We start from the raw sequence: 23,625 nt of genomic DNA, 5'->3' as shown, positions 1-23,625 counted from the left end.
TGTGACTCATAGTCAAACGGCAGGCTCACGACCTCTTTCTTAAACAGTGTTCAATCAGCTGACCCTCGGTATTAGCTCAAACGCTGATTTCACAACCTCTTCCTTAAACGGTGTTCAAAAGCTTGCATCTGCGGTAATAAGTCCAACCAAACGAAAAATATGAGGAGCTATTTTTGTTTGGCTGTTCTTATTACTTGATGCAGGACAGCTTTTTCACAACCTCTGATTCACGGTGTTCCAGAAGTAGCTTCTTTGAAATAAGCCGAAATGTCACAAAAATTTAAGAAGCAATTTTCGTAAATTCCTTCTTATTTCTTGAAGCTGACCACTTCTGTCACAACCTCTTTATTTGTGAGCGAAATCATACTCCGCACATCTTTTTTCTATTTCTTTTATTTCTTCTAAAATCCCTTGGCTACGGGTTTCATTATATGGCCAAAGCAAGACTGCCTCTAATACATAAGGCGAAAAACGGCTTTGATTCATCTCTTTTGAAAAACTCATCGCTGCTATCTCGCTCAATGCACGAATGGTTGATTGGTGTGTATAAAAAGGCAGCCGCCATAGCACAATTTTTTCGTTTTGCGTATAAATTCCCTTAACAGAAGCTTCAATGTGGTGAAATAGTTCATGTCCAATAATCAAAGCTTGCGCTGTTTCTTTAGAGATCGAAGTAAGTCCTGAACATTTTAATTTTTCTAACGGCTCCGTCATCAATCGGATCCCTTCATCTTCTGCATAAGTTGCAAAAGTGATTCGTTCGTTTATTTGCTCTGATTCACAAGGAACGATTGGAATAGCCATTTGTTCACAAATTTCTCCTACATCGGCAAAAGGGTACTTTTTTTGGATGCTACATGCCGTTTCGATACCACAATCGATTGATTGTTGTATGAGGATTTTCTGCTTGGACAAAGGAATCTTTTTCCAAAACAAATCTCGCTGAAACTGATAGAATCCCCAAATTTCTTCGGGGATCTGTTGTAATTTGTTTAGTAACTCTTCTAACTTATGTTTGTTTGATATTTCCGGCAACGACGATCACTTCTTCCTCTGGTTCCATAGTAGATACTTCCAGATCCATCAAAAGCTGGAGTTGTTCCAGATCCGTCGCTGTAAAATCAGAGACTCTTGCTCCTAAACAGAGATAAAATTCTGGTCGGGCGATCAACTCCGTTTGATAAACTGCCATATCTTCCCAAAGTTGTTCGACTGCTGCCATATAATTGGCTGCAGTTGTTTTCAGACAAGAAGCATGTCCACGTTGGACCTTGATAAATCCTTTTTGGTCGATGATCCGAAGACTTCCAGCATTTTTTGAACGATGCTGTTCGCCGCATACATAAAAGAAAGGTGTATTTTCCAATAAGCAAACTTCATTTTTATTTAATCGCATATCCTCTGCAGCAAGCTCTAGTGCTTCTTCTGTTGTGATCTCCTTGGTTAGATCGGTTGCTTTCACTTCCGTAGAACCAGTAGCGATAGCCGTTACTTTTGAAGTCTGTGGATCGATTTCTACGTGGACTTCGATCGATTCTGGTGTAGCGCCTGATTCAATCGCTTTATTCATCGCTTCATTTTTCAACGATCGTATATCTTCTTTACTTGGCGAAGGGATGATACGTTCTACAACATCTCGGACCATTGCAAGTGCTACACCAATAGAAGAAATCACTTCGGCGTTTTCAGGAATCGAATATTTCACACCCATTTTATTGCTGAAGTAAGTAATCAAAGAGGCAGCGCCGCCCCCTACACCTACAAGAGAAATCTGATCTTTCTCCAAATGATACTTGTCTGCCAATTCTAAAATCACTGGTTCAATCTTAGCATAGGATTTTTCCATGATCTGCTCTGCGATGTCTTCAACCGTCGTATGACAATAGTCTGCTAATGCCTGTATGGCTTTTCGTGCAGATGGGACATTTCCATAAGAAAAATGTTCTTCTTGCACTAATCCAAGGACATTGGCTGCACATGTATTTGTAATAGTCACTTCTTCTCCGTCTTCCATCACTACCTTGACGTAATCAGCAGGGTCTCCTTCTTTAGGAGAGAAAAATTCAACCTTAGGACCTTTGATTTTTTCTGTCTCCGTAAATACTGCATAATCTAAACCGGCAATATGTGCAGAACGTGGACCGACATCGATGATTCCTGACTGATTGGCCCGTACCATCGAACCGCCTGCCACACCTAGAACCCGAACATCTAATGAAGAGATATATGTTGGGTGGCCACCTACAATTGAATAATCGATTGCTGGACGTCCATTTTTAATGACCCCGATATTGGTTGTTGTTCCGCCTACTTCAAAATAAACCCCATTAGACGCTCTCAAGTACATCAAAGAGCCCATGACTGATGCTGCTGGACCGGAAAGCATGGTTAAAACAGGTCGTTTTTTCATTTCATTGATTTCCATTACCCCGCCGTCTCCGCGCATGATCATCAAAGAGACATTGACTCCTGCTTCTCGTACGGAGTCTTCTGTCGATGTTGCCGTATCTAGCATTTTGGGTAAAATAGACGCATTGATCGCTGCTGTCCGAGTTCTTCTTGTCAATCCATATAATTTTGTGATATCAGAAGCCATCGTTGTAGGAATCGATTTTACCGATGCTGCTTCATAAACGACCCGTTCTGGCTCCCCATTATCTACTCCAAATGCCATAGAAGAAACCAAAACTTCCGCTCTTTCTCTTTCTAGAGAAGAAATCGTTTCTGAAACACGGTCTACATTTAAGTGTTTGACAGGTAAGAATGCATTGACGATCTCTATTTTTTTCTTATTCCCTAAATCGATATCGTTCAATCTAGTTTGTCGTTTTGCTAAAAAGCCTTCTAATCCCCCTTTTGCCATACCGATTACACCGACTTTTGCTACGTCCCCTTCAATCAGCGCATTCGTCGCTTGCGTAGTAGAATGTGCAACAAAAACAACGTCTTCTGGACTAATATTATTTTCCCGCAAACAATTTTGAAAAGATTGAACGACTCCTGCAGCTACCCCACGAACATCATCGTGGGTCGTTTTCACTGAAGACTTTCCGATGATTTCATGTGTCGCATTATCAATTGCCACTGCTTTCGTATGCGTACCACCGACATCAATTCCCATTCGCACAAAACGTTTCATTTTCTTTTCCTCCATTCATCTAATCATTTCTATCGACGTTTTGTTTACTAGGCGTTCCCGTACAAGAAGAATGTAATCAAACATAAGATCGCACCGACGATCCAACCAGTTGGGATGGATTTCTTCATGTACTCTCGAGACGTTACTTTTGTATACCCTAATCCCCAAGCGACCCAAGATTGTGTAATATCTAAATGCTGAGGGGCAATCGTTGTGATTGCAAACAATGGGAACAAAAAGGCTGGCGACATTGTTGGGTTTACAGCTAATACAACAGCTAAAATAGCTGATCCTGAACCGACTAGATTCATTGGACCGCGGAAAAATCCTAGTGGTGTCAATATAGCAAATACGATTGACAAGACTAATGGTGATTGCGGTATCAAGTCTCCGAAAATAGCTGAAAAATAAGGAGAAGCGTACGCAGCTGAGTTATTGAACATCGCTAAGGTCATCAAGAAACCGACCATTGGTGCGACGTCGACTGCACCATCTGTAAATAATTTCGCAAATTGACGACAGATTTCTTTATAACCTCCGCGCAATTTTCCAGTAAACAACAATGCCCAAATACCTGCTAGAATAAAACCTAAGATGATTGGAAGATCTAACAAAACGACCCCTAAAACTGGTAATAATACGGCTAACCATGAGATCATTGGTGCGTCGCCACCTTCAGCCGGTACGTTTGCTGCCATTGCATAGCGTTTCTTTTTATTCATTGATATATTAGCCACCGTTAGTACAACAACTAAACTTACAACCATCCCAATCATACCGATTTGGAAATAGTCGTTATAAGTGTAACTTTCAGCTGCTGGGTTGAAACCAGCATAAATCGTTTGATACTGTTTGAAGTTGACGATATTAGCAAAGATTCCAGCCATGATCGAGCCCATAAATGAGAACAACGCAACTGGTACTGAGATTCCTAAAGACATCAAGATCGGCAAAACGATGACTGCGATAGAAATCACTGGTCCAATTCCTGTCATCGACATGAATATAACAGCGGTTACAACACACAGCAAACTCATCGTGATTCTTGGTTTGTCCCCTCCAAGTTCGACTACTTTACGAATCAATGTGGCTGCGATTCCGCTATCTACTAGAACACGACCGAAAAAGGCACCAAAGAAGACATTTACCAAGATCGATTTCGCGTACTCAGCAGGTCCAGTCGTATAGATATGCGTCAATACATCGATTACTCCTTGCCCTTCCATCGCCGGGTTCGGCGAAAACGTGTTTCCCACTAGTGCTAATCCCATCCATACAGTCGCCATGATGGCAAAACCGACCATCAAGTTGTAGCCCTTTACACAGTACCAGACCATGAAAAAGAATGAGATAACTAACAAAATACCAATAATAATATCACTCATGTTATTCCTCCGTCCATTTTATTTTTCTGATAAACAAACTAATATATCAGTTAAGTTCATTCTAGCTTATGTAGTTAGCGCTTTCATTAGAGGATGACCATAAATGTTCGGATTTCAATTAAAAAACCTTAATTATGCTATTTTAGACTTATACGTTGTTATCCCGTTTTCTATGGTGAAGAATTGGAAACAAAAAAAGAGGAAAGAACATAACTTTTCGTTATCTTCTTTCCTCTTTATAATTGTTTAGCTTATTTAGCCAAAGCGTCTTTTGCTTGGTCAGCCAATGCAGTAAATGCTGCTGCATCGTTTACAGCCAAGTCAGCTAACATTTTACGGTTGATGTCGATTTCAGCAACTTTCAAACCGTGCATTAATTTTGAGTAGCTCAAGCCATTCATACGAGCTGCTGCGTTGATACGAGCAATCCACAATTTACGGAAGTCGCGTTTCTTTTGACGACGATCACGATATGCGTAGTTGTATGAATTCATTACTTGTTCTTTTGCTGTTTTAAATAAAGTGTGTTTTGAACCGTAGTAACCTTTTGCTAATTTTAGCACTCTTTTACGACGTTTACGAGTTACTGTTCCACCTTTAACACGTGCCATGTATAATTCCTCCTAATAAAAATAAATCTTCAGATTCTGTTATTTGTACTTCTTATTTCATTTTTGCTAGTTGTTGGCGAATACGCTTGAAGTCGCCACTAGAAACCATGCTTGCTTTACGCAATTGACGGCGTTGTTTTTTTGTTTTGCCGTGGAAACGGTGACTTGTAAACGCGCGGAAGCGTTTCAATCCGCCTTTACCAGTACGTTTGAAACGTTTTGCTGATCCGCGGTGTGTTTTTTGTTTTGGCATGACTATATTTCCTCCTCAAAATCTTTCGTTATCCGACTATCGGCTGTCCAACAGCCAGTTAGTCATTCAAATTACTTACTGTCGTTTTTCGGTGCCAGCGTCAAGAACATGCTGCGTCCGTCCATTTTCGCTTTTTGTTCCACTGTTGCAATATCAGCAGTTTCTTCAGCTAAGCGATTCAAGACTTTTTGACCAATTTCTTTATGGGTAATGGCACGGCCTTTGAAACGGATAGAAGCTTTCACTTTATCGCCCTTTTCCAAGAACTTACGTGCATTACGAAGTTTTGTATTGAAGTCATTCAAGTCGATCGTAGGACTTAAGCGAACTTCTTTTACATTGATCACTTTTTGTTTTTTACGCGCTTCGCGGTCTTTCTTTTGTTGTTCGAAACGGTATTTACCGTAGTCCATGATTCGCGCAACTGGTGGTTTCGCACCAGGGGCAACTAACACAAGATCCAAGTTTGCTTGTTCTGCAATATTCAATGCTTCTGCTTTTGTCTTAACTCCTAATTGCTCACCATCTGAACCGATCAATCGTAACTCTCGTGCACGAATGCCGTCGTTAACCATCATATCCTTTGCTATGGTCATTCACCTCCAAATATTATGAGAGAAAGAAAAGCTTACCGAATAAACGGCAATAAAAAAACGAGTTCTCTTACAGAACCCGCGCGTACTTCACCTAATAGAACCAGTGAAAACTATCTAGCCCAGTGACATTATCAACTAAGGCGAGAAGCGGGTGCTTCTGCTTTTATTTCTCAACCATCATAGTATAGCAAAAACCAATCCTTATGTCAATGTTTTTCATACAGTTTTTCTTCCTTTTCTGAAAATGATTGGTCTAGCAGACTTTCTAGCAGTGACTCCCACTTCTTTGCTATACTAAAGAAAAACGAGGTGAATTCACATGAAAAAAATCGAACCTATCCCACCTTCTCTTCCTCCTCTGACAAAAGGAGATTTTTATTTAGAAGATGAAGAAATCCTCTCTGGTCTTCTGGTCAATGGAGGTGATCAAAGCTATCTTGATGCTAAAAATATGGTATTAAGAGAGAGTCATGTCCAAAAACTGACCATGCAAAAAACAGCTTTACGTCATTTTGAATGCAGTAATGTCATTTTTGAAAAGTGTGATTTTTCCAATCTGGAGTGGATTGGTGGCAGTTTCCACCAAGTCGTGTTTCATCAATGTAAATTAACAGGTACGAATTTTGCCGAAAGTTATCTTAGAGACTGCACTTTCACTGACTGCATTGCTTCGATGGCTTCCTTTAGCAGCACAAACTTGAAAGCCGTATCCTTCGATCATTGCCAGTTAGAAGACAGCGAATTTTATGAGGTCACTTGGAAAAATCTTTTTTTGTCTGACAATCAGTTAACTGGTTCGAATTGGTTCCGAACTTCTCTGAAGGGATTAGACTTTACGACTAATTTCTTCACTACCATTGCTTTATCTCAAGATTATTTGGCAGGACTGATTGTCAACCAGGAGCAAGCACTTGTGATTGCTCAAGCCCTTGGTTTGCAGGTCAAAGACTAGATCAACGAATCCGCCTCCATAGTGCAATGAGCATCCAAACAGATAAAACCAGACTGATGATCAAGGCGATTCCCCATCCGAAAACGGAATGGGTAAATGGTAGCTTAAGATTCATCCCGAAAAATCCTGTCACAATAGTCGGTACAGTCAAGATCAGCGACCAGACAGTCAAAAACTTCATCGTGTCATTCAAATTATTATTCAGCAAATTATTATAAGTGCCAGAAAGCTGATCTAAAATCTGCGAAGCTAAGTTCGTCATTTCAACTGCTTGTCGTGCTTCGATCAGTGCATCGTCCAACTCTTCCTTTTCCTTTTCTGACAACTTGCGATAAATGGCCAATGCCTTGATTTGTTCCAAAAGTACTACATTTTGTTTTGTTCCTGTAACTAAGTAAACCAAACCAATCTCTAAATCTGAAAGTTGCAGTAGATTCTTGTTTGTTGTTTTTTCCCTTAACTTTAGGTTGAGCCGTTGACGTTCGCTATTTACTTCCTCGATTAAAGGAAAAAAGGAATCAGAAATTAAAAATAATGTACGAAACAATAAACTGTATACACTCATGTCTGGCATTCGCTCCAAAAGTGATCGAATCAGTCGAATCACATACTCGGTATTCGGCGTGGTAAATGTAAACAAACCATCTTCTTTTAAAATAAAAGCGATAGGGCTAGTTTCGTAATGATTATCGACTTTTTGTTGGTGTGGGACATTTGATACAAGTAGTAACGCTTCATCAAAAGAGTCATATTCTACGCGCGCCCGCTCATTTTTATCTAGAGAATAAGTCAGCATCTCATCGCTGATGTCATATTCTTCTTTTAAATTTTTAACAGCTAGCACATCATCTTGCTGTATATTGATCCAAAAATTACGTTCTTGATTAAAATAGTGTTTTTCCCGCATACTCCATCCTCCTGATATTTGTTTCTAGTATAAAGAAAAAAGCTACTCAAATAAAGGAGCATCCTTTTTTTGAGTAGCTTTATATCAAATGGCTAATTCAGTTTGGCGGATTTCTGCTAATTTTTCTTCGATCATTTTCAAGACTTCTTCTTTTGCTTGAGAATCTTCCACAAAATTATAGCGATCTCCATCGATTTGGATTTTTGGACTTTCTTTGTATTCTTCATACCATTGATCATACCGTCTGTTCAATTCTTTGTAATAATCGTACAGACTTGGGTCAAAGGACAATTGTTCATATGAACGACCACGTTTCTCGATCCGTTCTAGCATCGTATCAAATGATACACGAATATGAACTAATAAATCCGGGTGTTTTTTATGGGCAGCATAGGGCAGCTCTTCCATCATGTTTTCCAGAAGTTCATCATACACACGAACTTCCGTTTCCGTCGCTCTTCCTAGATCTGCATTTAGATGGAAAAGCAGCGAATCTTCATAAATCGAACGGTCCAATACATTATTGTCATCTTTCATTGCTTGTTTGATGCTTGCAAAACGTTTATTCAAAAAATAAATTTGCAGCAAAAAAGCATACTGTTCAGGGTTTGCATAAAATAAGGGCAAGACTTCATTATCATCAATTGATTCATAAAATGCCTGACTATCAAAGTGTTCAGCCATCATTTCTGTCAAACTTGATTTTCCGGCACCAATTGTACCTGCTAAAACGATCACGCTCATTTACCTCCAGCTCACTTCATCACTAAATATTGTGTTTAACTCCAACCTTTTTAAATATACCCCCAATATCTAGTAGTGTCAATCGTATTTTTTTCTAGTCAAAAAAGTAAAAAGGTCAAAAAATTCTTAAGAAAAAAGGGTTTTTCCTTTAGAAAACGTATTCTTAGTTTTACTTCTGGGATGATTTTAGTAAAATAAAGAAGGAATGTTTTTTGAGACCCTTAGCGGACAAAAAATTTCGTGAAGCAGCGCAACTCGTTTTGGGCGCTTTATTTTTTGCTTAAAAATCACTTTTACGTGAGAAGGAGTTAGATTATGGCAAACTATGGCCAAGGAGAATCAAGCGGAAAGATTATCTTGATGGGCGAGCACGCGGTTGTTTATGGAGAACCGGCGATTGCCTTTCCTTTTTATGCAACAAAAGTCACCGCATTCCTTGAAGAGCTGGATGCAATGGACGATCAATTGGTTTCTTCCTACTATTCAGGAAATTTAGCCGAAGCTCCTCATACATTAAAAAATATCAAAAAATTATTCATCCATTTAAAAAAAGAGCATGATATCCATAAAAACTTGCAACTAACCATCGAAAGCACGATTCCTGCTGAACGTGGAATGGGATCAAGTGCTGCGGTCGCCACAGCAGTCACTCGTGCTTTTTATGATTACTTAGCACTCCCTTTGTCTCGTGAAATACTATTAGAGAATGTACAACTTTCGGAAAAAATCGCACATGGTAATCCTAGTGGGATCGATGCAGCCGCTACTAGCAGCTTGCAGCCAATTTATTTTACAAAAGGGCATCCTTTTGATTATTTTTCTTTGAATATTGATGCTTTTTTGATTGTCGCTGATACAGGAATCAAAGGACAAACAAGAGAAGCCGTCAAAGATGTCGCTCACCTGTTTGAAAGACAACCACATGAAACTGGACAAATGATTCAAAAATTAGGATACTTGACAAAGCAAGCGAAGCAAGCAATCATTGAAAATTCACCAGGAATGTTAGCTCAAACAATGGATGAATCACAATCACTTCTGGAAAAACTGACGATCAGCAACGATTTCCTTGATTTACTGATCCAAACAGCTAAAGATACCGGTGCATTAGGGGCTAAATTAACTGGCGGCGGACGCGGTGGCTGCATGATTGCATTAGCACAAACAAAAACAAAAGCCCAAGAAATCAGTCAAGCACTTGAAGATGTGGGTGCGGCTGAAACTTGGATACAAGGATTAGGAGTACATACCTATGTTTAAAGGCAAAGCACGCGCATATACCAACATTGCCCTAATCAAATATTGGGGTAAGAAAAATGAAGCACTCATCCTTCCGATGAACAACAGTCTTTCGTTGACATTGGATGCATTTTATACCGAAACAGAAGTTATCTTTTCTGATAGCTATATAGCAGATGAATTCTATCTAGATGACACCTTGCAAGACGAAAAAGCAACAAAAAAAGTTAGTCAGTTTCTTGACCTTTTTCGTAAAGAAGCCGGCATCTCACTAAAAGCTTCAGTAATCAGTCAGAATTTCGTTCCTACCGCAGCCGGATTAGCATCCTCTGCTAGCGGGCTAGCTGCTTTAGCAGGCGCTTGTAATACTGCCCTTAAGCTTGGATTAGACGATCTTTCTCTTTCAAGATTTGCTCGACGCGGGTCTGGTTCAGCTTGCCGAAGTATTTTTGGTGGTTTCGTCGAATGGGAAAAAGGTCATGATGACTTAAGCTCTTATGCCAAACCAGTCCCTTCTGATTCTTTCGAAGACGATCTAGCAATGGTTTTCATTTTGATCAACGATCAGAAAAAAGAAGTGTCTAGCAGAAATGGGATGCGTCGGACAGTCGAAACATCCAGTTTTTATCAAGGCTGGTTAGATTCCGTTGAAGGGGATCTATATCAATTGAAACAAGCAATCAAAACAAAAGATTTCCAACTTCTCGGAGAAACGATGGAAAGAAACGGACTAAAAATGCACGGAACGACTTTAGCTGCCCAACCACCTTTCACTTACTGGTCTCCTGACAGCTTAAAAGCGATGGATGCGGTGCGGCAATTGAGAAAGCAAGGCATTCCATGCTACTTTACGATGGATGCTGGCCCTAATGTCAAAGTTTTAGTGGAAAACAGCCATTTATCTGAGGTACAAGAAACATTTACTAAATTATTTAGCAAAGAACAAGTAATTACTGCCCACGCTGGTCCAGGAATTGCGATTATTGAATAAAGGGAGATTTTTATGATTGAAGTATCTGCACCAGGCAAACTCTATATTGCCGGAGAATATGCAGTTGTTGAAACAGGTCATCCGGCAGTTATCGCTGCAGTCGATCAATTCGTGACAGTCACTGTAGAGTCCGCACGAAAAGTCGGAAGTATCCAATCTGCACAATATAGCGGGATGCCTGTACGTTGGACAAGACGTAACGGGGAATTAGTTTTAGATATTCGGGAAAATCCTTTTCATTATATCCTTGCTGCTATTCGATTGACTGAAAAGTATGCACAAGAAAAAAACATTCTTTTATCCTTTTATGATCTGAAAGTAACAAGCGAGCTAGACAGTTCAAATGGTCGGAAATACGGATTAGGTTCTAGCGGCGCTGTTACTGTTGCAACGGTCAAAGCCTTGAATGTTTTTTACGCATTGAATTTATCTCAGCTAGAGATTTTCAAGATCGCAGCACTCGCTAATTTAGCAGTTCAAGATAATGGTTCTTGCGGCGACATCGCTGCTAGCTGTTATGGTGGCTGGATCGCCTTCTCGACCTTCGACCATCCTTGGCTCCAAGAACAAGAAACTCAGCATTCCATCAGTCAGTTACTTGCCATGGATTGGCCAGGTCTCTCAATTGAGCCATTGATTGCTCCTGAAGATCTACGTTTATTGATTGGTTGGACGGGTAGCCCTGCCTCTACCTCTGATTTGGTCGATCAAGTTCACCGTTCGAGAGAAGATAAAATGGTGGCTTATCAGCTTTTCTTAAAAAACAGTACAGAATGCGTCAACGAAATGATCAAAGGGTTTAAAGAAGATAATGTTACGTTGATCCAACAGATGATTCGAAAAAACCGACAATTACTGCATGATTTATCGGCTATCACCGGGGTTGTTATCGAAACACCTGCTTTGAATAAATTATGTAATTTAGCTGAACAGTATGAAGGGGCTGCAAAGTCTTCCGGTGCAGGTGGTGGGGATTGCGGCATCGTAATCGTTGATCAGAAATCTGGCATCCTTCCTTTAATGAGTGCATGGGAAAAAGCAGAAATCACCCCCCTACCGTTACATGTCTATAGCGATCAAAGAAAGGAAAACCGATGAATCGAAAAGATGAACATGTTTCACTAGCTAAAGCCTTTCATGATAAGCAAAAAAATGAATTTGATTTCGTACGGGTCATTCATAACCCTTTGCCGCAAACAGCAGTTGCTGATGTCGATCTAAGTACACAAGCAGCTGGGTTTACACTAAGCAGCCCGTTTTATATCAATGCGATGACTGGCGGAAGCGAAAAAACAAAAAAAATCAATCAAGACCTTGCAATCATCGCAAGAGAAGCAGATTTGATGATTGCCACTGGTTCAGTCAGCGCTGCCTTGAAGGACCCTTCTTTAGCCGATACTTATACAATTATGCGACAAGAATATCCTCACGGGAAAATCATTGCCAACATCGGTGCAGGAACTTCTGTCGAAAGAGCCCAAGAAGCTATCCGATTGTTTCACGCAGATGCCTTACAGATTCATTTGAATGCACCTCAAGAGTTGGTCATGCCTGAGGGAGACCGTGATTTTACTAACTGGAAAGCACTTATCCAAGAGATTCAAACAGCCATTGACGTTCCCCTTATCGTAAAAGAAGTCGGGTTTGGCATGACAAGAGAAACAATCAATGATTTAGCTTCTTTAGGGGTTCATACAGTTGATATCAGCGGTCGAAGTGGGACAAGTTTCACCCAGATTGAAAACGCCCGTCGCTCCAAGCGAGAACTGAATTATCTAGCTGATTGGGGGCAATCGACAGTCGCCTCATTGCTTGAAGCAAATGAAGCAGACACTTCTATGGAAATCCTAGCCTCCGGAGGTATCCGCAATGCCTATGATATATTTAAAGCCCTTTGTCTCGGCGCAAAAGCAGTGGGCACTTCAGGAACTGTATTGACTCATCTGATGAATCATGGCGTGGAAGAAACCATTATGCTGATGAAACAATGGCAAGAGGAACTTCGTCTGCTTTATACCATGGTCGGCGCAACGAATACCGCGTCCCTCCACCAACAATCTCTCATCTTTTCCGGTCCAGTGAAGGATTGGTGTGAAGCAAGAGGGATCCACTTAGTGAAGTATGGAAGACGCACAGAAAAAGGAGTATGACTGATTTACGTCATACTCCTTTTTTTGGATAAATGATATTTAATCAGCTGTCCTTCGGTATTCGTTCAAGCTGCTGATTTCATAACCTCTCCACTAAATAGTGTACTAAACCTCGTTTAAGGTTGTTTTCCGATATAGGCAAGTATGCCGCCGTCTACATACAAGACATGACCGTTAACGAAATCCGATGCGCTAGAAGCCAAGAAGACAGATGGTCCAGCCAAATCGATTGGCTCGCCCCAACGTGCTGCTGGCGTACGTCCAACGATAAATTGATCGAATGGATGACGTTCACCGTTTTCTTGTGTTTCGCGTAATGGGGCAGTTTGTGGTGTAGCAATATAACCTGGTCCAATTCCATTACATTGGATATTGTATTGACCGTATTCAGAAGCGATGTTTTTCGTTAGCATTTTTAATCCGCCTTTTGCCGCAGCATAAGCACTGACCGTTTCGCGTCCTAATTCACTCATCATAGAACAGATATTGATGATTTTACCGCCGCCTTTTTCGATCATATCTGGAATAACTGCTTTTGAAACGATAAATGGAGCATTTAAATCCACGTCGATCACTTGACGGAAGTCAGCCGCATCCATTTCGATCATCGGTGTCCGTTTGATGATCCCTGCATTATTGACTAAAATATCAACTGAACCTACATCTTCTTTGATTTGCTGAACCATCGCTTGAACCGCTTCTTCATCAGTTACATCGCAGACATAACCTTTTGCATCGATGCCCGCTTCTTTATAATGCGCTATACCTTCATCAACTGATTCTTGATTCAAGTTATTAAATACGATTTTTGCCCCTGCTGTAGCTAAAGAGCGTGCAATCTCAAATCCAATACCATAGACGGCACCGGTGACTAATGCTACTTTTCCATCTAAACGAAACATATCCATATTAAATTCCATCATTTTCTCTCCCTTATGCTTATTTTAATTGATCCATTTGCACCATATCCATGTCTGTATAGGTGATGTTTTCTCCGCACATTGCCCAGATGAATGAGTAATTGCTTGTACCTACACCTGAATGGATCGACCAGCTTGGTGAAATAATAGCTTGTTCATTGTCTACGACTAAATGTTTTGTTTCATCTGGTTTGCCCATCATGTGGAACACACGTGTATCTTCATTGGCATAATCAAAGTAGACATAAGCTTCCATACGACGTTCATGTGTATGACAAGGCATCGTATTCCAAGCACTTCCTGGTTCTAAAATCGTATAACCCATTTGTAATTGACAGCTTTCGCATACATTTGGATGGATGTATTGATAGATTTTACGTTCATTCAATGTCAGACCTTCACCAGTTTCCATTGGTTTTACTTGGTCAATACTGATTTTTACATTTGGATATTTATGATGTGCTGGAACAGAACTAATATAGAATTTAGCTGGGTTTTCAGCATCTTGAGAAGAAAATACGACATGTCGTGTTTCTTTTCCGATATAATAGCCGTCTTGTTTTTTCATTTCTTCTTTTTGCCCATCGATTTCGATGAATCCTGGTCCACCGATATTGATCACACCTAGTTCGCGACGTTCTAAGAAGTAATCGACACCTAGTTCTTTGTCTAATGTGATTTCTAATTCTTTTTCAGTAGGTGTCACGCCACCAAAGATCATTCGATCGTTGTGTGTATAAGTCAAACTGATTTTTCCTGGTTCGAATACCTTTTCTACTAAAAACTCTTTTCTCAATTGTTCCGTTGAATAATGACGGATATCTTCTGGACTGTGTGTATAACGTGTTTCCATTTCTTGCATTTTCTTCTACTCCTTCTATCGAATGATTTTTCCAGAGCCGCATGCTAAAAATTGTGCGACTTCTTCTTGACTGAATTGGTTGCAGTCCCCATGGATCGTATGCTTCAAGGCAGAAGCTGCCGTAGCAAAATCAATGATTTCTTGCGGGGGCATATTGGATAAAATCCCATGGAGCACGCCACCTGCAAAAGCATCTCCGCCACCTACTCGATCCACGATTGGGGTGATTCTATGGACTTGGGATTCCACATATTCATGGTTCATCCACAATGTCCCCTTCAATTCATTTTCACTTGCTGAATGAACGGTACGTTTGGTCGAATAAAACACCTGAATATTCGGGAACTTTTCCTGCATTTTTTGATAATAATAAATCAGCGGTTGTTCTTCTGCTTCTGGTGCTTTCTCGATACCTAACAAATAAAGAGCATCCATTTTTCCAGCTGAACAGATATCTACTAAAGGTAAAAACTGATGGATTACTTCGCTGGCTTCTTTCTGTGTCCATAATTTCCCGCGATAATTGATATCGAAGCTGATCAGGCAGCCAGCTTTTTTTGCAACTTCTATCACTTGTTTCGTCATTTTTTGCCATTTTTTAGACAAAGCTGGGGTGATCCCTGAAACATGAAATATATCTATTCCTTGGAATAACTCCTCTAGCGACCATTCCAAATGATCCATTTCAGCAAAGCTTGATCCGGCACGATCATAGATCACTGAGGCGGCGCGTTCGCCACTACCAGTTTCCATATAATAAGTACCTAGTCTTGGCCCGCCAGATAATACTTGTTTCGTATCTACTCCATAGCATTGCAAGTGCTTTTTGACTGCTTTTCCCAATGCGTTATCAGGTACTTTGGTAGCAAAAACCGCGTCATGTCCGTAATTAGCTAAAGAAATTGCTACGTTTGCTTCCCCTCCGCCATAATGGGCAGCGAATCGTTCACTTGAATCGATGCGGGTTCCCTGTTCTGTGGACAATCGCAACATGATTTCTCCGAGTGTCACTACTTTTCCCATAAGCAGTTACCTCTTGATTTCTTTCATTTTTGCTGCATACTGTTGCGCGACTTCCGTTACTTTGTCAAAATCTCCTGTAGCTGCAGGTGCTAAAAGGTTCCCACCTACTCCGACTGTTACGACACCCGCATCGAACCACTCTTTCATATTGTCCAGACTCACACCACCAGTTGGCATGATATTGACTTGAGGCATCGGTGCCTTGAAGGCAGAAATGATACTTGGTCCATAAGCGCTTCCAGGAAATAGTTTGACGATATCTACCCCGCTTTTCAGCGCTGTTTTGATTTCGGTAATCGTCATACATCCTGGTAAGTAAGGGATTTGATACAGATTGCACATCTCTGCCGTTTCTTGATCAAAGGAAGGGCTAACAATATACTCTGCGCCAGCTAAGATAGCCAAGCGAGCTGTGACAGCGTCTAATACTGTACCTGCGCCAATCACTATTTCTGGTTGATTTTTGTAGAATGACAAAAGTTCTTTGATTACTTGATCCGCTTGAGGGACTGTAAAAGTCAACTCAATACCAGTTAGACCACCTTTGATGATTGCGTGGCAAGCATTCAAAGCTTCTTCTTTACTTTTTCCGCGTACCACCGCAATCACTCCGGCGTTTTTCAATCGAGATAAAATATCAATTTTTTTCATCTTCTCCACCTATTTCCTATTTAGAAATTTTATTTTATAACTTGGAAATCTATACCCATATTATACGGCAGAAAAGAAAAAATGCAAACGCTTTTTTCGTTATTTTTGAATTCTTTGCTCGATTTCGCTTTTTGTTTGCTTGAGGGCACTGATTATTTGTTCTTTTGTCTCATCTGTTAAACGATATTTCGGCATACTTACACTAAATGCACCAATGATTTGTTCGTTTTTCACGATTGAGGCTCCTATACAAAAAATATCACGTTCGATTTCTTCATCGTCAAATGCGACGTGGGTTTCTTTTACCGTTTGGATTTCCTTTTTCAAACGCAAGGCATTGGTAATCGTGTACTCCGTGTAAGGAATCAACGGATGTTTTTCAAGATAATCAGTGTACTGCTCTTCACTGAATTCTGCTAATACGGCTTTACCCATCGCAGAATTGTATAATGGTCGGGTGATTCCGATTTTTGAAGACATACGGATCGTTTGATGTTTTGGATCTAGTTTGTTCACGTACAAAATCTCATTGTTGTCCAATACCCCTAAGTGGATAGTCTCATCGATCTTTTGCTGCAACTGTTCTAAAAATGGTAAAGTCAGTTCTACCAAATCGATTTGTTCAATGTTTTTATTCGCGTAGCGAATAAGCTTTGCACCTAAACGATAATTTTTCTCTGAATTTTTATTTACATAGCCGATCATCAGTAAAGTATCTAGTATTTTCAAGACTGTAGAAGAAGTCATTCCCACACCCTTTGCGATTGTCTGCAAAGAGATGTCTGGATTTTCTGCTAAATAGTCTAGTATTTTAGAAGCTTTGATCAATACAGTTCCATAAGGTTTTTTATTTTTCATATAATATTCTCCTATTTCTTTATAAGAAAAATTATAGCGGAAATATCATCAATTTAAAAGAGAGAACCGGATACAAACTGCTATTTCTCTTTATAGGCAACTCAAAGTTAAAGATCCGCTTCGTTTTTACATCAAGCTTTGATATAAGGCAATGATTTCTTCTACTGTCGTTTCTCTTGGATTTCCTGGTGTACATACATCTCGCAAAGCATCTTCTGCAATTGCTGGGATATCCGTTTCTTTTACACCTAACTCAGAAATGGTCGCTGGGATTCCAACCGCTTTGCTCAATCGATCGATCTCACCGCAAGCTGCATCTCTTACATCTTCTAAAGACATTTCAGCTGCTCCTTTGATCCCTAGCACAAGAGCGATTTCACGGTATTTTTCTCCAGTATATTCTTTGTTATATTTCATGACCGTTGGCAAGAGCGCTGCACACGCTACACCATGCGGGATGTTGTACCATGCACTTAACGGATGAGCCATCCCATGTACCAGTCCTAAACCTACATTTGAGAAGCCCATTCCTGCAATATATTGTCCTAATGCCATTTTTTCTCGTCCATTTTGATCACCCTCTACAGAAGCTTCCAAAGAATGACCAATGATTTCAATTGCTTTCAAATGCAGCATATCAGTCATTTCCCAAGCGCCTTTTGTGATCAACCCTTCGATAGCATGCGTCATAGCATCCATCCCTGTTGACGCAGCCAATTTTTTTGGCATTCCCATCATCATGTCACTGTCGATGAACGCAACGATTGGGATATCATGAGGATCGACACAGACGAATTTTCGGTGATTTGCTTCATCTGTGATGACGTAGTTGATCGTTACCTCTGCTGCTGTCCCAGAAGTCGTTGGTACAGCTAAGATAGGTAAACATGGATTTTTTGTATCAGCAACACCTTCTAAGCTGATAACATCTGAAAACTCTGGATTCGTCAAAATAATCCCAATGGCTTTTGCCGTATCGATTGGCGAACCTCCACCGATTGCGATCAAACAGTCTGCCTCTGCCTCTTTAACAAAAGCCACTCCGTCTTTTACATTTTGGATTGTTGGGTTAGGTACGATCCCGTCGTATAAAGCATAATCGATTGCTGCATTATCCAAAAGCTTTGTTACTTTTGTCGCTATGCCATGTTCGATCAATCCTTTATCAGTAATGACAGCTGCTTTGCTGAATCCTCGCTGCTGAAATTCGGGAACGATTGACTCAATCGCTCCTTTTCCAAAATACGATGTTTCATTTAAAATCATTCGATTACTCATTTTCTATTCCTTCTAATTTGTGTTATTTTTCACAATGAAAACGAAAGAATCTCAAGCAACCGGCTGCCCAGTTGCTTGTTTCTACAGTTCAAAGACTGGTGTCAATTCACGGCTGACTGGGGAGGCATCTGGATTTGTTTCCATGATATCTTCCATGTATTTCCACCATTTTTGATTGATCGGTGTATTTGCCATTTTTCCCCATAACTCTTCATCCTCGACCACTAAGTAACCAAATAATAAACTTGTACTCGGATCAAGATAGATCGAATAGTCGATGACCCCATGTTCACGAAGTGCTGTGCGCATCTCTGGCCAAAGTTCATCATGTCTTTTTTTGTATTCTTCTTGTTTTTCTGGGTAAACTTTCATGCAAAAGGCTTTTTTCACCATGTCAGACCCCTACTTTCGTATGAACTTCCTCCAAATAACCTGCTTTCGGAGTAACACCAAACGCATCTGCTAAACGCCACAAATTCTCATCTGTGATTGTTTGCAAGATTGGTCCTTGCGCTTTGACGTACGTATAGACTTCTGCTGCCTTTTCTGCTGTCTCGATCAAACCAAAGACTTCATCCATGTCTTTTCCTGACCCGTAGATTCCATGTTGCGGCCATAAAACCAATCGAGTTTCTTTCATTTTTTCAGCTGTTGCTTCTCCAATCTCATTTGTTCCCGGAACCATCCACGGAATGATGGAAATCCCTTCTGGAAAAACAACTAAACATTCCGTACACATTTGCCACAGCGTACGACTAAAGGAACGTTCGTCTAATTCATGCGTAAAGCTCATCGCTAATAAATGGCTAGCATGGCAATGCATAACGATCCGATTATCTGGGTCTACTTCTAAACGGGCGATATGACTCATAAAATGACTTGGCAACTCGCTTGTAGGAAGGCAGCCATTTTCTAACCCCCACAAAAGCTCTAATGTTTTGCCATCTTCGGCAACTCGAACGATTCCAAGGTTTTCGGCAGGTTCGCTCGCTACATTTTTAAAATATCTTCCTGAACCAGTTACAATAAAATAACATCCTGCTAAACGGCTGGCATCAAAAATCATCGAGATGCGACGGGTCACTTTTTCAGGATCCAAGAACGGTGTGATTTCTTCTTCTTTGAGTAAATAAGAAATATTCCCGCCATTTCGTTCATCCCAACCCAAGCGATAAAGATTCGATGTCGTTTCAATCATTTCTTTCACATAAGGCGCTTGTAAAATATCTATTTTTTTCAATATAGCCACACTCCTATTTTCTTAATCCCAACACGTCTTTTTGATATTCTTGGACTTCTTCCAGCCAATCCAAACCAACTGGAACTTGATTTTTGTAACAGAAATAATTCCATACATCGGCATACGGGAAATCTTTCAATTCTTCCGTGTAAGCCATTCTTGAAGTAAAGTCAAAAGCCAGCTCCATTTCTTTCAATCGCTCAACTGGTTCCAGCATAGCTTTCATCAATGCTTTTTGTGTATTTCTCGTACCAATGACCCAAGCAGCGATACGATTGATCGTTGCATCAAAGAAATCCAGACCGATATTCGTTTTTTCCAATAATTCGTTACGGACTAATTCTTTAGCAATTTCCTGCAATTCATCATCCATCAAAACGACATGATCTGAATCCCAACGAACTGGACGAGAAACGTGCAACATGATTCCTTTGCTAAATAAAGCTAAGGAAGACAATTTATTGGAAATCACTTCTGTTGGATGAAAATGTCCAGCATCTAGACAAACAAGTTTGTCACGAGTCAACCCATAACCCATATAAAATTCATGGGAACCGACTGTATAAGCTTCAGCGCCTAAACCAAATAGTTTGCTTTCTACTGCATCTTGTACATACCGTTCATCTAGCTCTTCTGTAAAAATTTCATCGAGCGATTCCATCAAACGTTTCCGTGGGGTAAAACGGTCGATTGGATTGTCTTTCATCCCATCAGGTACCCAAAAGTTATTGATACATGTTTGTCCAGTTTCTTTTCCAAAGTATTCTGCGATTTTACGGCTTCTTTTCCCGTGTTCGATCCAGTATTCACGAACTTCTTTATCTGGATGAGCCAATGTAAAGCCGTCTTTCATCATTGGATGCGAAAAGAAAGTCGGGTTGAAATCAAGACCGATTTCTTCTTTTTTTGCCCACTCTGCCCATTTTTCAAAATGTTTCGGCTCAATTTCATTGAGATCGACCGCTTCTTCTGTGTCCAAATAGATAGCATGAAGATTCAATTTATGTTTGCCCGGTATCAACGAATATGCCTTCTCCAAATCTTGTCTAAGCTCTTCGGGTGTCCGTGCAGCTCCTGGGAAATTTCCTGTTGCCATGATTCCACCAGTCAATTCGCCATCCGGTGTCAAGAAACCTTTGACATCGTCTCCTTGCCAACAATGCATAGAAATTTTGATGTTCTGCATCTTTTCTAGTACAGCATCTGTATCTACACCGATAGTTGCATATTTTTCTTTTGCTTGTTCGTAATTTCTTTCAATCGTGTTCATACGATTACTCCTTTGATTTTATTCACGTACCATTCATTCGTGTTTTGCTTATTTTCATCTGGGTAAAAAGTTTCACATGGAAACGACTGTTTGATTACATTTCTTGCTTGTTCTATATTCGAAAACTGACCTGTACTGAGCATTTGCATGGCAATATTCCCGATTGCTGTGGCTTCACTAGGACCTGCTTCTACAATGATTCCGGCATAATCTGCTGTCAATTGATTCAGTAAGCGATTATTCGATCCGCCCCCTACGATGTGCAGTTTTTCCAATTTCGTTCCAGTCAAGTGTTCTACTTTGATTAGCTCTTGTGCGTAACAAAGAGCAAGATTATCATACACACAACGAGCGATAGCTCCCGGTGAGACAGGGACTGGTTGCTCTGTTTCAAAACAGTATTGCTGAATCTCTTCTATCATATTTTTAGGATTCAAAAATCGAGGGTCATTGATTTCCATCACTTGTTGCAGCGGCTTTTCTTTTGCAGCAAGTTCTGCCAATTCCGCGTAACTGTATTCGTACTCCTGCATTCGAGCAACTTCCTGGATCAACCACATCCCCATGATGTTTTTCAAGAAACGCACCGTATTATGAGCGCCCCATTCATTCGTGTAATTCTCAGAAAAAGCGGCGCGAGAAACATTGGCGATCTTTGTTTCCATCCCTAAAAGCGACCATGTCCCGCTGCTGATATAGCCCCACTGTTCTCCTTGCCCTGGTGTGCCTAATACAGCTGACGCCGTATCATGACTTGCTACTGTGATAAAGGTCACATCTGGCAAATCATATTTTGAGAATTTTTCTTTTTGCAAATCTCCTAGTATCGTTCCCGGCTCTGTCAATGGAGGAAATAATTCTTTCGCGACACCAACTTTTTCAAGAAGTTCTGTTTCCCACTCTTTTGTTCCTGCATTCAGCAGCTGCATAGTAGACGCATTGGTTTTCTCCGTCACCATATTGCCAGTAAAGACGTAGCCTAAATAATCAGGAATCAATAATAATTTATGTGCTTTTGCCAAATGGTCTTTTTCTTCGACAAACAATTGAAATAAGGTATTGAAAGGTTGGATCTGAATCCCTGTTTGCTCATACAACTTATCTAGAGAATAGATTTCAGAAAACTGTTTTACTGCTTCATCGGTACGATCGTCCCGATAAGCGATCGGATCATTCATCCGTTCCCCTTGTTCGTCAATCAAACAGTAATCGACTGCCCATGTATCGATCCCTGCAAAACAACGCTCGATTCCTGTTTTCTTTAATTTTTCAAATCCAATCAAAATCTCTTCGATAAGATAATCGATCTTCCAGCGGTCATGACCGTCTTTTTTCCGAAAGCCGTTCTTGAATCGGTGTACTTCTTCCAAGACTAAAGAACCTTCATCATTCCTCGTACTTTTCATTAGTCGTCCGCTTGACGCACCGATATCGATGGCAACAAATGTCGGATTCATTTCTCCACCTCTTTTACTTTATTGTTGATTAACACTCCATTAATAAAGCGTTATCATTTATTAACAATGCTATCATATTACATAAACTTATATTTTGCTTCACACTATTTTGGTATATAATTGCATTATCTTGACAAGTTGGGAGTGTTTACATGGATTACTGGGAAAAAGCCAATCACTCATGGTCGGAAGACTCAAAAAGAGTGATCTTCACACCTACGCAAAGAAGTAGGAATTTATTTTTTTATATCCAAGAAATCGGTTACTTTAAAGCGCCGGTCCCTTACTATACTGAACGAGCATATTTACCTTCTTATTTGATAAAATTTACTTTGTCTGGCGAAGGTTTGCTTACATATAAAGATAATCAGCACCAGCTAAAAGCTGGAGACCTCTTTTTTATTGACTGCCAAGAATATCAGCGTTATCAAACAATTAGCGAAGAACCATGGGAAATGGATTGGATTCATTTGAATGGTCAGAGCGTCCAATCATTTTATCAAGAGTTCACAAAAGACGGGCATAACACCTTCCATTCGACAGGCGATCCATCAGAAAACAAGATCCATCATCTGATCACAGAATTGATCCACATGCAGCAAGGTGCGAATGCCCGTACCGATTTCCAGTCCTCTGTAGCTATCCACGAGCTGTTGAATGAACTGATTTTGCAGAAGTATCAACTGGATTTCGAAGAAGAAGATATTCCCCCTTACGTTTATAAGCTTAAGCAATACTTGGACGAACACTTCAAAGAAACGATCACACTTGATCAATTAGAACAGCAATTTTTACTGAATAAATATCAGCTGAGCAAAGATTTTTCCAAATTCATCGGTTCTCCTCCAATTGATTATTTAATCAGCAAAAAACTCTCTTACGCTAAAGACCTTCTTCGGTATACAGAATTTACTATTCGAATGATTTCCGAAGAAATCGGAATCGAGAATTTTGCTTACTTTAGTCGCTTGTTCAAAGCAAAAACTGGATTATCACCGAGAGATTTTCGTAAATTTAGCTGATTCATATAATATGTACGCACTTTTTTAAAAGATATAGTAGAATAATAAAATAACCGCAGTTTCTGCTTCTATATAAA

24 protein-coding genes and 1 other annotated feature are annotated in these 23,625 nt (G+C 40.2%); of the genes, 6 read left to right on the top strand and 18 right to left on the bottom strand.

Annotated features, from left to right (window positions below):
• Positions 1–345: 345 nt before the first annotated feature.
• From AB3I27_RS04575 to infC, 6 genes are all read right to left on the bottom strand, one after another.
• Positions 346–1,035, bottom strand: a complete 690-nt coding sequence (locus AB3I27_RS04575; protein WP_002344704.1) for a hypothetical protein — start codon at positions 1,033–1,035, stop codon at positions 346–348.
• Positions 1,010–3,139, bottom strand: coding sequence for a hydantoinase/oxoprolinase family protein (locus tag AB3I27_RS04570; protein WP_002309717.1), 2,130 nt, complete (start codon positions 3,137–3,139; stop codon positions 1,010–1,012). The genes AB3I27_RS04575 and AB3I27_RS04570 overlap by 26 nt, the downstream gene beginning before the upstream one ends.
• Positions 3,140–3,186: 47 nt before the next feature.
• Positions 3,187–4,524, bottom strand: a complete 1,338-nt coding sequence (locus AB3I27_RS04565) for a hypothetical protein (protein WP_002309718.1) — start codon at positions 4,522–4,524, stop codon at positions 3,187–3,189.
• A gap of 251 nt (positions 4,525–4,775) precedes the next feature.
• Positions 4,776–5,135 carry a 50S ribosomal protein L20 gene (gene rplT, locus AB3I27_RS04560; RefSeq protein WP_002293355.1) on the bottom strand — a complete coding sequence of 120 codons (360 nt, stop codon included), beginning with the start codon at positions 5,133–5,135 and terminating at the stop codon, positions 4,776–4,778.
• A 52-nt stretch (positions 5,136–5,187) separates the two neighbouring features.
• The gene (gene rpmI, locus AB3I27_RS04555; protein WP_002289309.1) at positions 5,188–5,388 is read right to left on the bottom strand and encodes a 50S ribosomal protein L35; all 201 of its coding nucleotides are present in this window, start codon (positions 5,386–5,388) and stop codon (positions 5,188–5,190) included.
• Positions 5,389–5,459: 71 nt separating this feature from the next.
• Positions 5,460–5,984, bottom strand: coding sequence for a translation initiation factor IF-3 (gene infC, locus AB3I27_RS04550; RefSeq protein WP_002293357.1), 525 nt, complete (start codon positions 5,982–5,984; stop codon positions 5,460–5,462).
• A 43-nt stretch (positions 5,985–6,027) separates the two neighbouring features.
• Positions 6,028–6,153 (bottom strand) — a sequence feature (ribosomal protein L20 leader region).
• Between the two features lie 150 nt (positions 6,154–6,303).
• Here infC and AB3I27_RS04545 point away from each other — a divergent pair.
• The gene (locus AB3I27_RS04545) at positions 6,304–6,936 is read left to right on the top strand and encodes a pentapeptide repeat-containing protein (RefSeq protein ID WP_002345456.1); all 633 of its coding nucleotides are present in this window, start codon (positions 6,304–6,306) and stop codon (positions 6,934–6,936) included.
• 1 nt (position 6,937) lies between these two features.
• Here AB3I27_RS04545 and AB3I27_RS04540 read toward each other — a convergent pair whose 3' ends face one another.
• Together AB3I27_RS04540 and AB3I27_RS04535 are read right to left on the bottom strand one after the other, a co-directional pair.
• A complete protein-coding gene (locus AB3I27_RS04540) occupies positions 6,938–7,843 on the bottom strand; it encodes a magnesium transporter CorA family protein (RefSeq protein WP_222896972.1) in 906 nt (301 codons plus the stop codon).
• Between the two features lie 84 nt (positions 7,844–7,927).
• Positions 7,928–8,587, bottom strand: coding sequence for a deoxynucleoside kinase (locus tag AB3I27_RS04535; RefSeq protein ID WP_002316609.1), 660 nt, complete (start codon positions 8,585–8,587; stop codon positions 7,928–7,930).
• 315 nt (positions 8,588–8,902) lie between these two features.
• Between AB3I27_RS04535 and mvk the strand changes: the two genes are divergently transcribed.
• Genes mvk through fni form a run of 4 tightly spaced genes read left to right on the top strand, consistent with a single transcriptional unit; the run spans position 8,903 to position 12,967 of the window.
• Entirely contained in the window at positions 8,903–9,847 is a 945-nt protein-coding gene (gene mvk, locus AB3I27_RS04530; protein ID WP_002309722.1) for a mevalonate kinase, read from the top strand.
• The gene (gene mvaD, locus AB3I27_RS04525; protein ID WP_002293367.1) at positions 9,840–10,817 is read left to right on the top strand and encodes a diphosphomevalonate decarboxylase; all 978 of its coding nucleotides are present in this window, start codon (positions 9,840–9,842) and stop codon (positions 10,815–10,817) included. The genes mvk and mvaD overlap by 8 nt, the downstream gene beginning before the upstream one ends.
• A gap of 12 nt (positions 10,818–10,829) precedes the next feature.
• The gene (locus AB3I27_RS04520; RefSeq protein ID WP_002309723.1) at positions 10,830–11,915 is read left to right on the top strand and encodes a phosphomevalonate kinase; all 1,086 of its coding nucleotides are present in this window, start codon (positions 10,830–10,832) and stop codon (positions 11,913–11,915) included.
• Positions 11,912–12,967 carry a type 2 isopentenyl-diphosphate Delta-isomerase gene (fni, locus tag AB3I27_RS04515; RefSeq protein WP_002313987.1) on the top strand — a complete coding sequence of 352 codons (1,056 nt, stop codon included), beginning with the start codon at positions 11,912–11,914 and terminating at the stop codon, positions 12,965–12,967. The genes AB3I27_RS04520 and fni overlap by 4 nt, the downstream gene beginning before the upstream one ends.
• A gap of 116 nt (positions 12,968–13,083) precedes the next feature.
• On the opposite strand, the gene AB3I27_RS04510 is transcribed toward fni, so the two are convergent.
• The 10 genes from AB3I27_RS04510 to rhaB all read right to left on the bottom strand — a co-directional run bounded on the left by AB3I27_RS04510 (position 13,084) and on the right by rhaB (position 22,526).
• Positions 13,084–13,887, bottom strand: coding sequence for a gluconate 5-dehydrogenase (locus AB3I27_RS04510; protein WP_002320630.1), 804 nt, complete (start codon positions 13,885–13,887; stop codon positions 13,084–13,086).
• 19 nt (positions 13,888–13,906) lie between these two features.
• A complete protein-coding gene (kduI, locus tag AB3I27_RS04505; RefSeq protein WP_002288239.1) occupies positions 13,907–14,749 on the bottom strand; it encodes a 5-dehydro-4-deoxy-D-glucuronate isomerase in 843 nt (280 codons plus the stop codon).
• A 15-nt stretch (positions 14,750–14,764) separates the two neighbouring features.
• Entirely contained in the window at positions 14,765–15,772 is a 1,008-nt protein-coding gene (locus AB3I27_RS04500; protein WP_024636233.1) for a sugar kinase, read from the bottom strand.
• 6 nt (positions 15,773–15,778) lie between these two features.
• Positions 15,779–16,423: a bifunctional 4-hydroxy-2-oxoglutarate aldolase/2-dehydro-3-deoxy-phosphogluconate aldolase gene (locus AB3I27_RS04495; RefSeq protein WP_002320629.1), complete on the bottom strand. Its 645-nt coding sequence runs from the start codon at positions 16,421–16,423 to the stop codon at positions 15,779–15,781.
• A gap of 99 nt (positions 16,424–16,522) precedes the next feature.
• A complete protein-coding gene (locus tag AB3I27_RS04490) occupies positions 16,523–17,281 on the bottom strand; it encodes an IclR family transcriptional regulator (protein WP_325908119.1) in 759 nt (252 codons plus the stop codon).
• Positions 17,282–17,407: 126 nt separating this feature from the next.
• A complete protein-coding gene (gene fucO / locus AB3I27_RS04485; protein ID WP_002312462.1) occupies positions 17,408–18,559 on the bottom strand; it encodes a lactaldehyde reductase in 1,152 nt (383 codons plus the stop codon).
• An 81-nt stretch (positions 18,560–18,640) separates the two neighbouring features.
• Complete coding sequence (rhaM, locus tag AB3I27_RS04480; protein WP_002293379.1) at positions 18,641–18,952, bottom strand: L-rhamnose mutarotase; 312 nt, start codon at positions 18,950–18,952, stop codon at positions 18,641–18,643.
• 1 nt (position 18,953) lies between these two features.
• Positions 18,954–19,799 carry a rhamnulose-1-phosphate aldolase gene (rhaD, locus tag AB3I27_RS04475; RefSeq protein WP_002309729.1) on the bottom strand — a complete coding sequence of 282 codons (846 nt, stop codon included), beginning with the start codon at positions 19,797–19,799 and terminating at the stop codon, positions 18,954–18,956.
• Positions 19,800–19,812: 13 nt separating this feature from the next.
• Positions 19,813–21,069 (bottom strand): L-rhamnose isomerase, encoded by a 1,257-nt coding sequence (gene rhaA, locus AB3I27_RS04470; protein ID WP_002313986.1) that lies wholly within the window; start codon positions 21,067–21,069, stop codon positions 19,813–19,815.
• Positions 21,066–22,526 carry a rhamnulokinase gene (gene rhaB, locus AB3I27_RS04465; RefSeq protein WP_002313985.1) on the bottom strand — a complete coding sequence of 487 codons (1,461 nt, stop codon included), beginning with the start codon at positions 22,524–22,526 and terminating at the stop codon, positions 21,066–21,068. The genes rhaA and rhaB overlap by 4 nt, the downstream gene beginning before the upstream one ends.
• A gap of 152 nt (positions 22,527–22,678) precedes the next feature.
• Here rhaB and AB3I27_RS04460 point away from each other — a divergent pair, with 152 nt between their 5' ends.
• Positions 22,679–23,548, top strand: coding sequence for an AraC family transcriptional regulator (locus AB3I27_RS04460; RefSeq protein ID WP_222896971.1), 870 nt, complete (start codon positions 22,679–22,681; stop codon positions 23,546–23,548).
• The last annotated feature ends 77 nt before the right edge of the window (positions 23,549–23,625 follow it).

The sequence above is a fragment of the Enterococcus sp. C46 genome, from assembly GCF_040887565.1.
GTDB lineage: Bacteria > Bacillota > Bacilli > Lactobacillales > Enterococcaceae > Enterococcus_B > Enterococcus_B lactis.
This window is presented reverse-complemented; position numbering and strand designations above follow the sequence as displayed.

Bases quoted from the DNA above. Each gene is read 5' to 3' on its own strand.
- AB3I27_RS04570 (WP_002309717.1), bottom strand. From the start codon at position 3,139: ATGAAACGTTTTGTGCGAATGGGAATTGATGTCGGTGGTACGCATACG.
- AB3I27_RS04565 (WP_002309718.1), bottom strand. From the start codon at position 4,524: ATGAGTGATATTATTATTGGTATTTTGTTAGTTATCTCATTCTTTTTC.
- rplT (WP_002293355.1), bottom strand. From the start codon at position 5,135: ATGGCACGTGTTAAAGGTGGAACAGTAACTCGTAAACGTCGTAAAAGA.
- rpmI (WP_002289309.1), bottom strand. From the start codon at position 5,388: ATGCCAAAACAAAAAACACACCGCGGATCAGCAAAACGTTTCAAACGT.
- infC (WP_002293357.1), bottom strand. From the start codon at position 5,984: ATGACCATAGCAAAGGATATGATGGTTAACGACGGCATTCGTGCACGA.
- AB3I27_RS04545 (WP_002345456.1), top strand. From the start codon at position 6,304: ATGAAAAAAATCGAACCTATCCCACCTTCTCTTCCTCCTCTGACAAAA.
- AB3I27_RS04540 (WP_222896972.1), bottom strand. From the start codon at position 7,843: ATGCGGGAAAAACACTATTTTAATCAAGAACGTAATTTTTGGATCAAT.
- AB3I27_RS04535 (WP_002316609.1), bottom strand. From the start codon at position 8,587: ATGAGCGTGATCGTTTTAGCAGGTACAATTGGTGCCGGAAAATCAAGT.
- mvk (WP_002309722.1), top strand. From the start codon at position 8,903: ATGGCAAACTATGGCCAAGGAGAATCAAGCGGAAAGATTATCTTGATG.
- mvaD (WP_002293367.1), top strand. From the start codon at position 9,840: ATGTTTAAAGGCAAAGCACGCGCATATACCAACATTGCCCTAATCAAA.
- AB3I27_RS04520 (WP_002309723.1), top strand. From the start codon at position 10,830: ATGATTGAAGTATCTGCACCAGGCAAACTCTATATTGCCGGAGAATAT.
- fni (WP_002313987.1), top strand. From the start codon at position 11,912: ATGAATCGAAAAGATGAACATGTTTCACTAGCTAAAGCCTTTCATGAT.
- AB3I27_RS04510 (WP_002320630.1), bottom strand. From the start codon at position 13,887: ATGGAATTTAATATGGATATGTTTCGTTTAGATGGAAAAGTAGCATTA.
- kduI (WP_002288239.1), bottom strand. From the start codon at position 14,749: ATGCAAGAAATGGAAACACGTTATACACACAGTCCAGAAGATATCCGT.
- AB3I27_RS04500 (WP_024636233.1), bottom strand. From the start codon at position 15,772: ATGGGAAAAGTAGTGACACTCGGAGAAATCATGTTGCGATTGTCCACA.
- AB3I27_RS04495 (WP_002320629.1), bottom strand. From the start codon at position 16,423: ATGAAAAAAATTGATATTTTATCTCGATTGAAAAACGCCGGAGTGATT.
- AB3I27_RS04490 (WP_325908119.1), bottom strand. From the start codon at position 17,281: ATGAAAAATAAAAAACCTTATGGAACTGTATTGATCAAAGCTTCTAAA.
- fucO (WP_002312462.1), bottom strand. From the start codon at position 18,559: ATGAGTAATCGAATGATTTTAAATGAAACATCGTATTTTGGAAAAGGA.
- rhaM (WP_002293379.1), bottom strand. From the start codon at position 18,952: ATGGTGAAAAAAGCCTTTTGCATGAAAGTTTACCCAGAAAAACAAGAA.
- rhaA (WP_002313986.1), bottom strand. From the start codon at position 21,069: ATGAACACGATTGAAAGAAATTACGAACAAGCAAAAGAAAAATATGCA.
- rhaB (WP_002313985.1), bottom strand. From the start codon at position 22,526: ATGAATCCGACATTTGTTGCCATCGATATCGGTGCGTCAAGCGGACGA.
- AB3I27_RS04460 (WP_222896971.1), top strand. From the start codon at position 22,679: ATGGATTACTGGGAAAAAGCCAATCACTCATGGTCGGAAGACTCAAAA.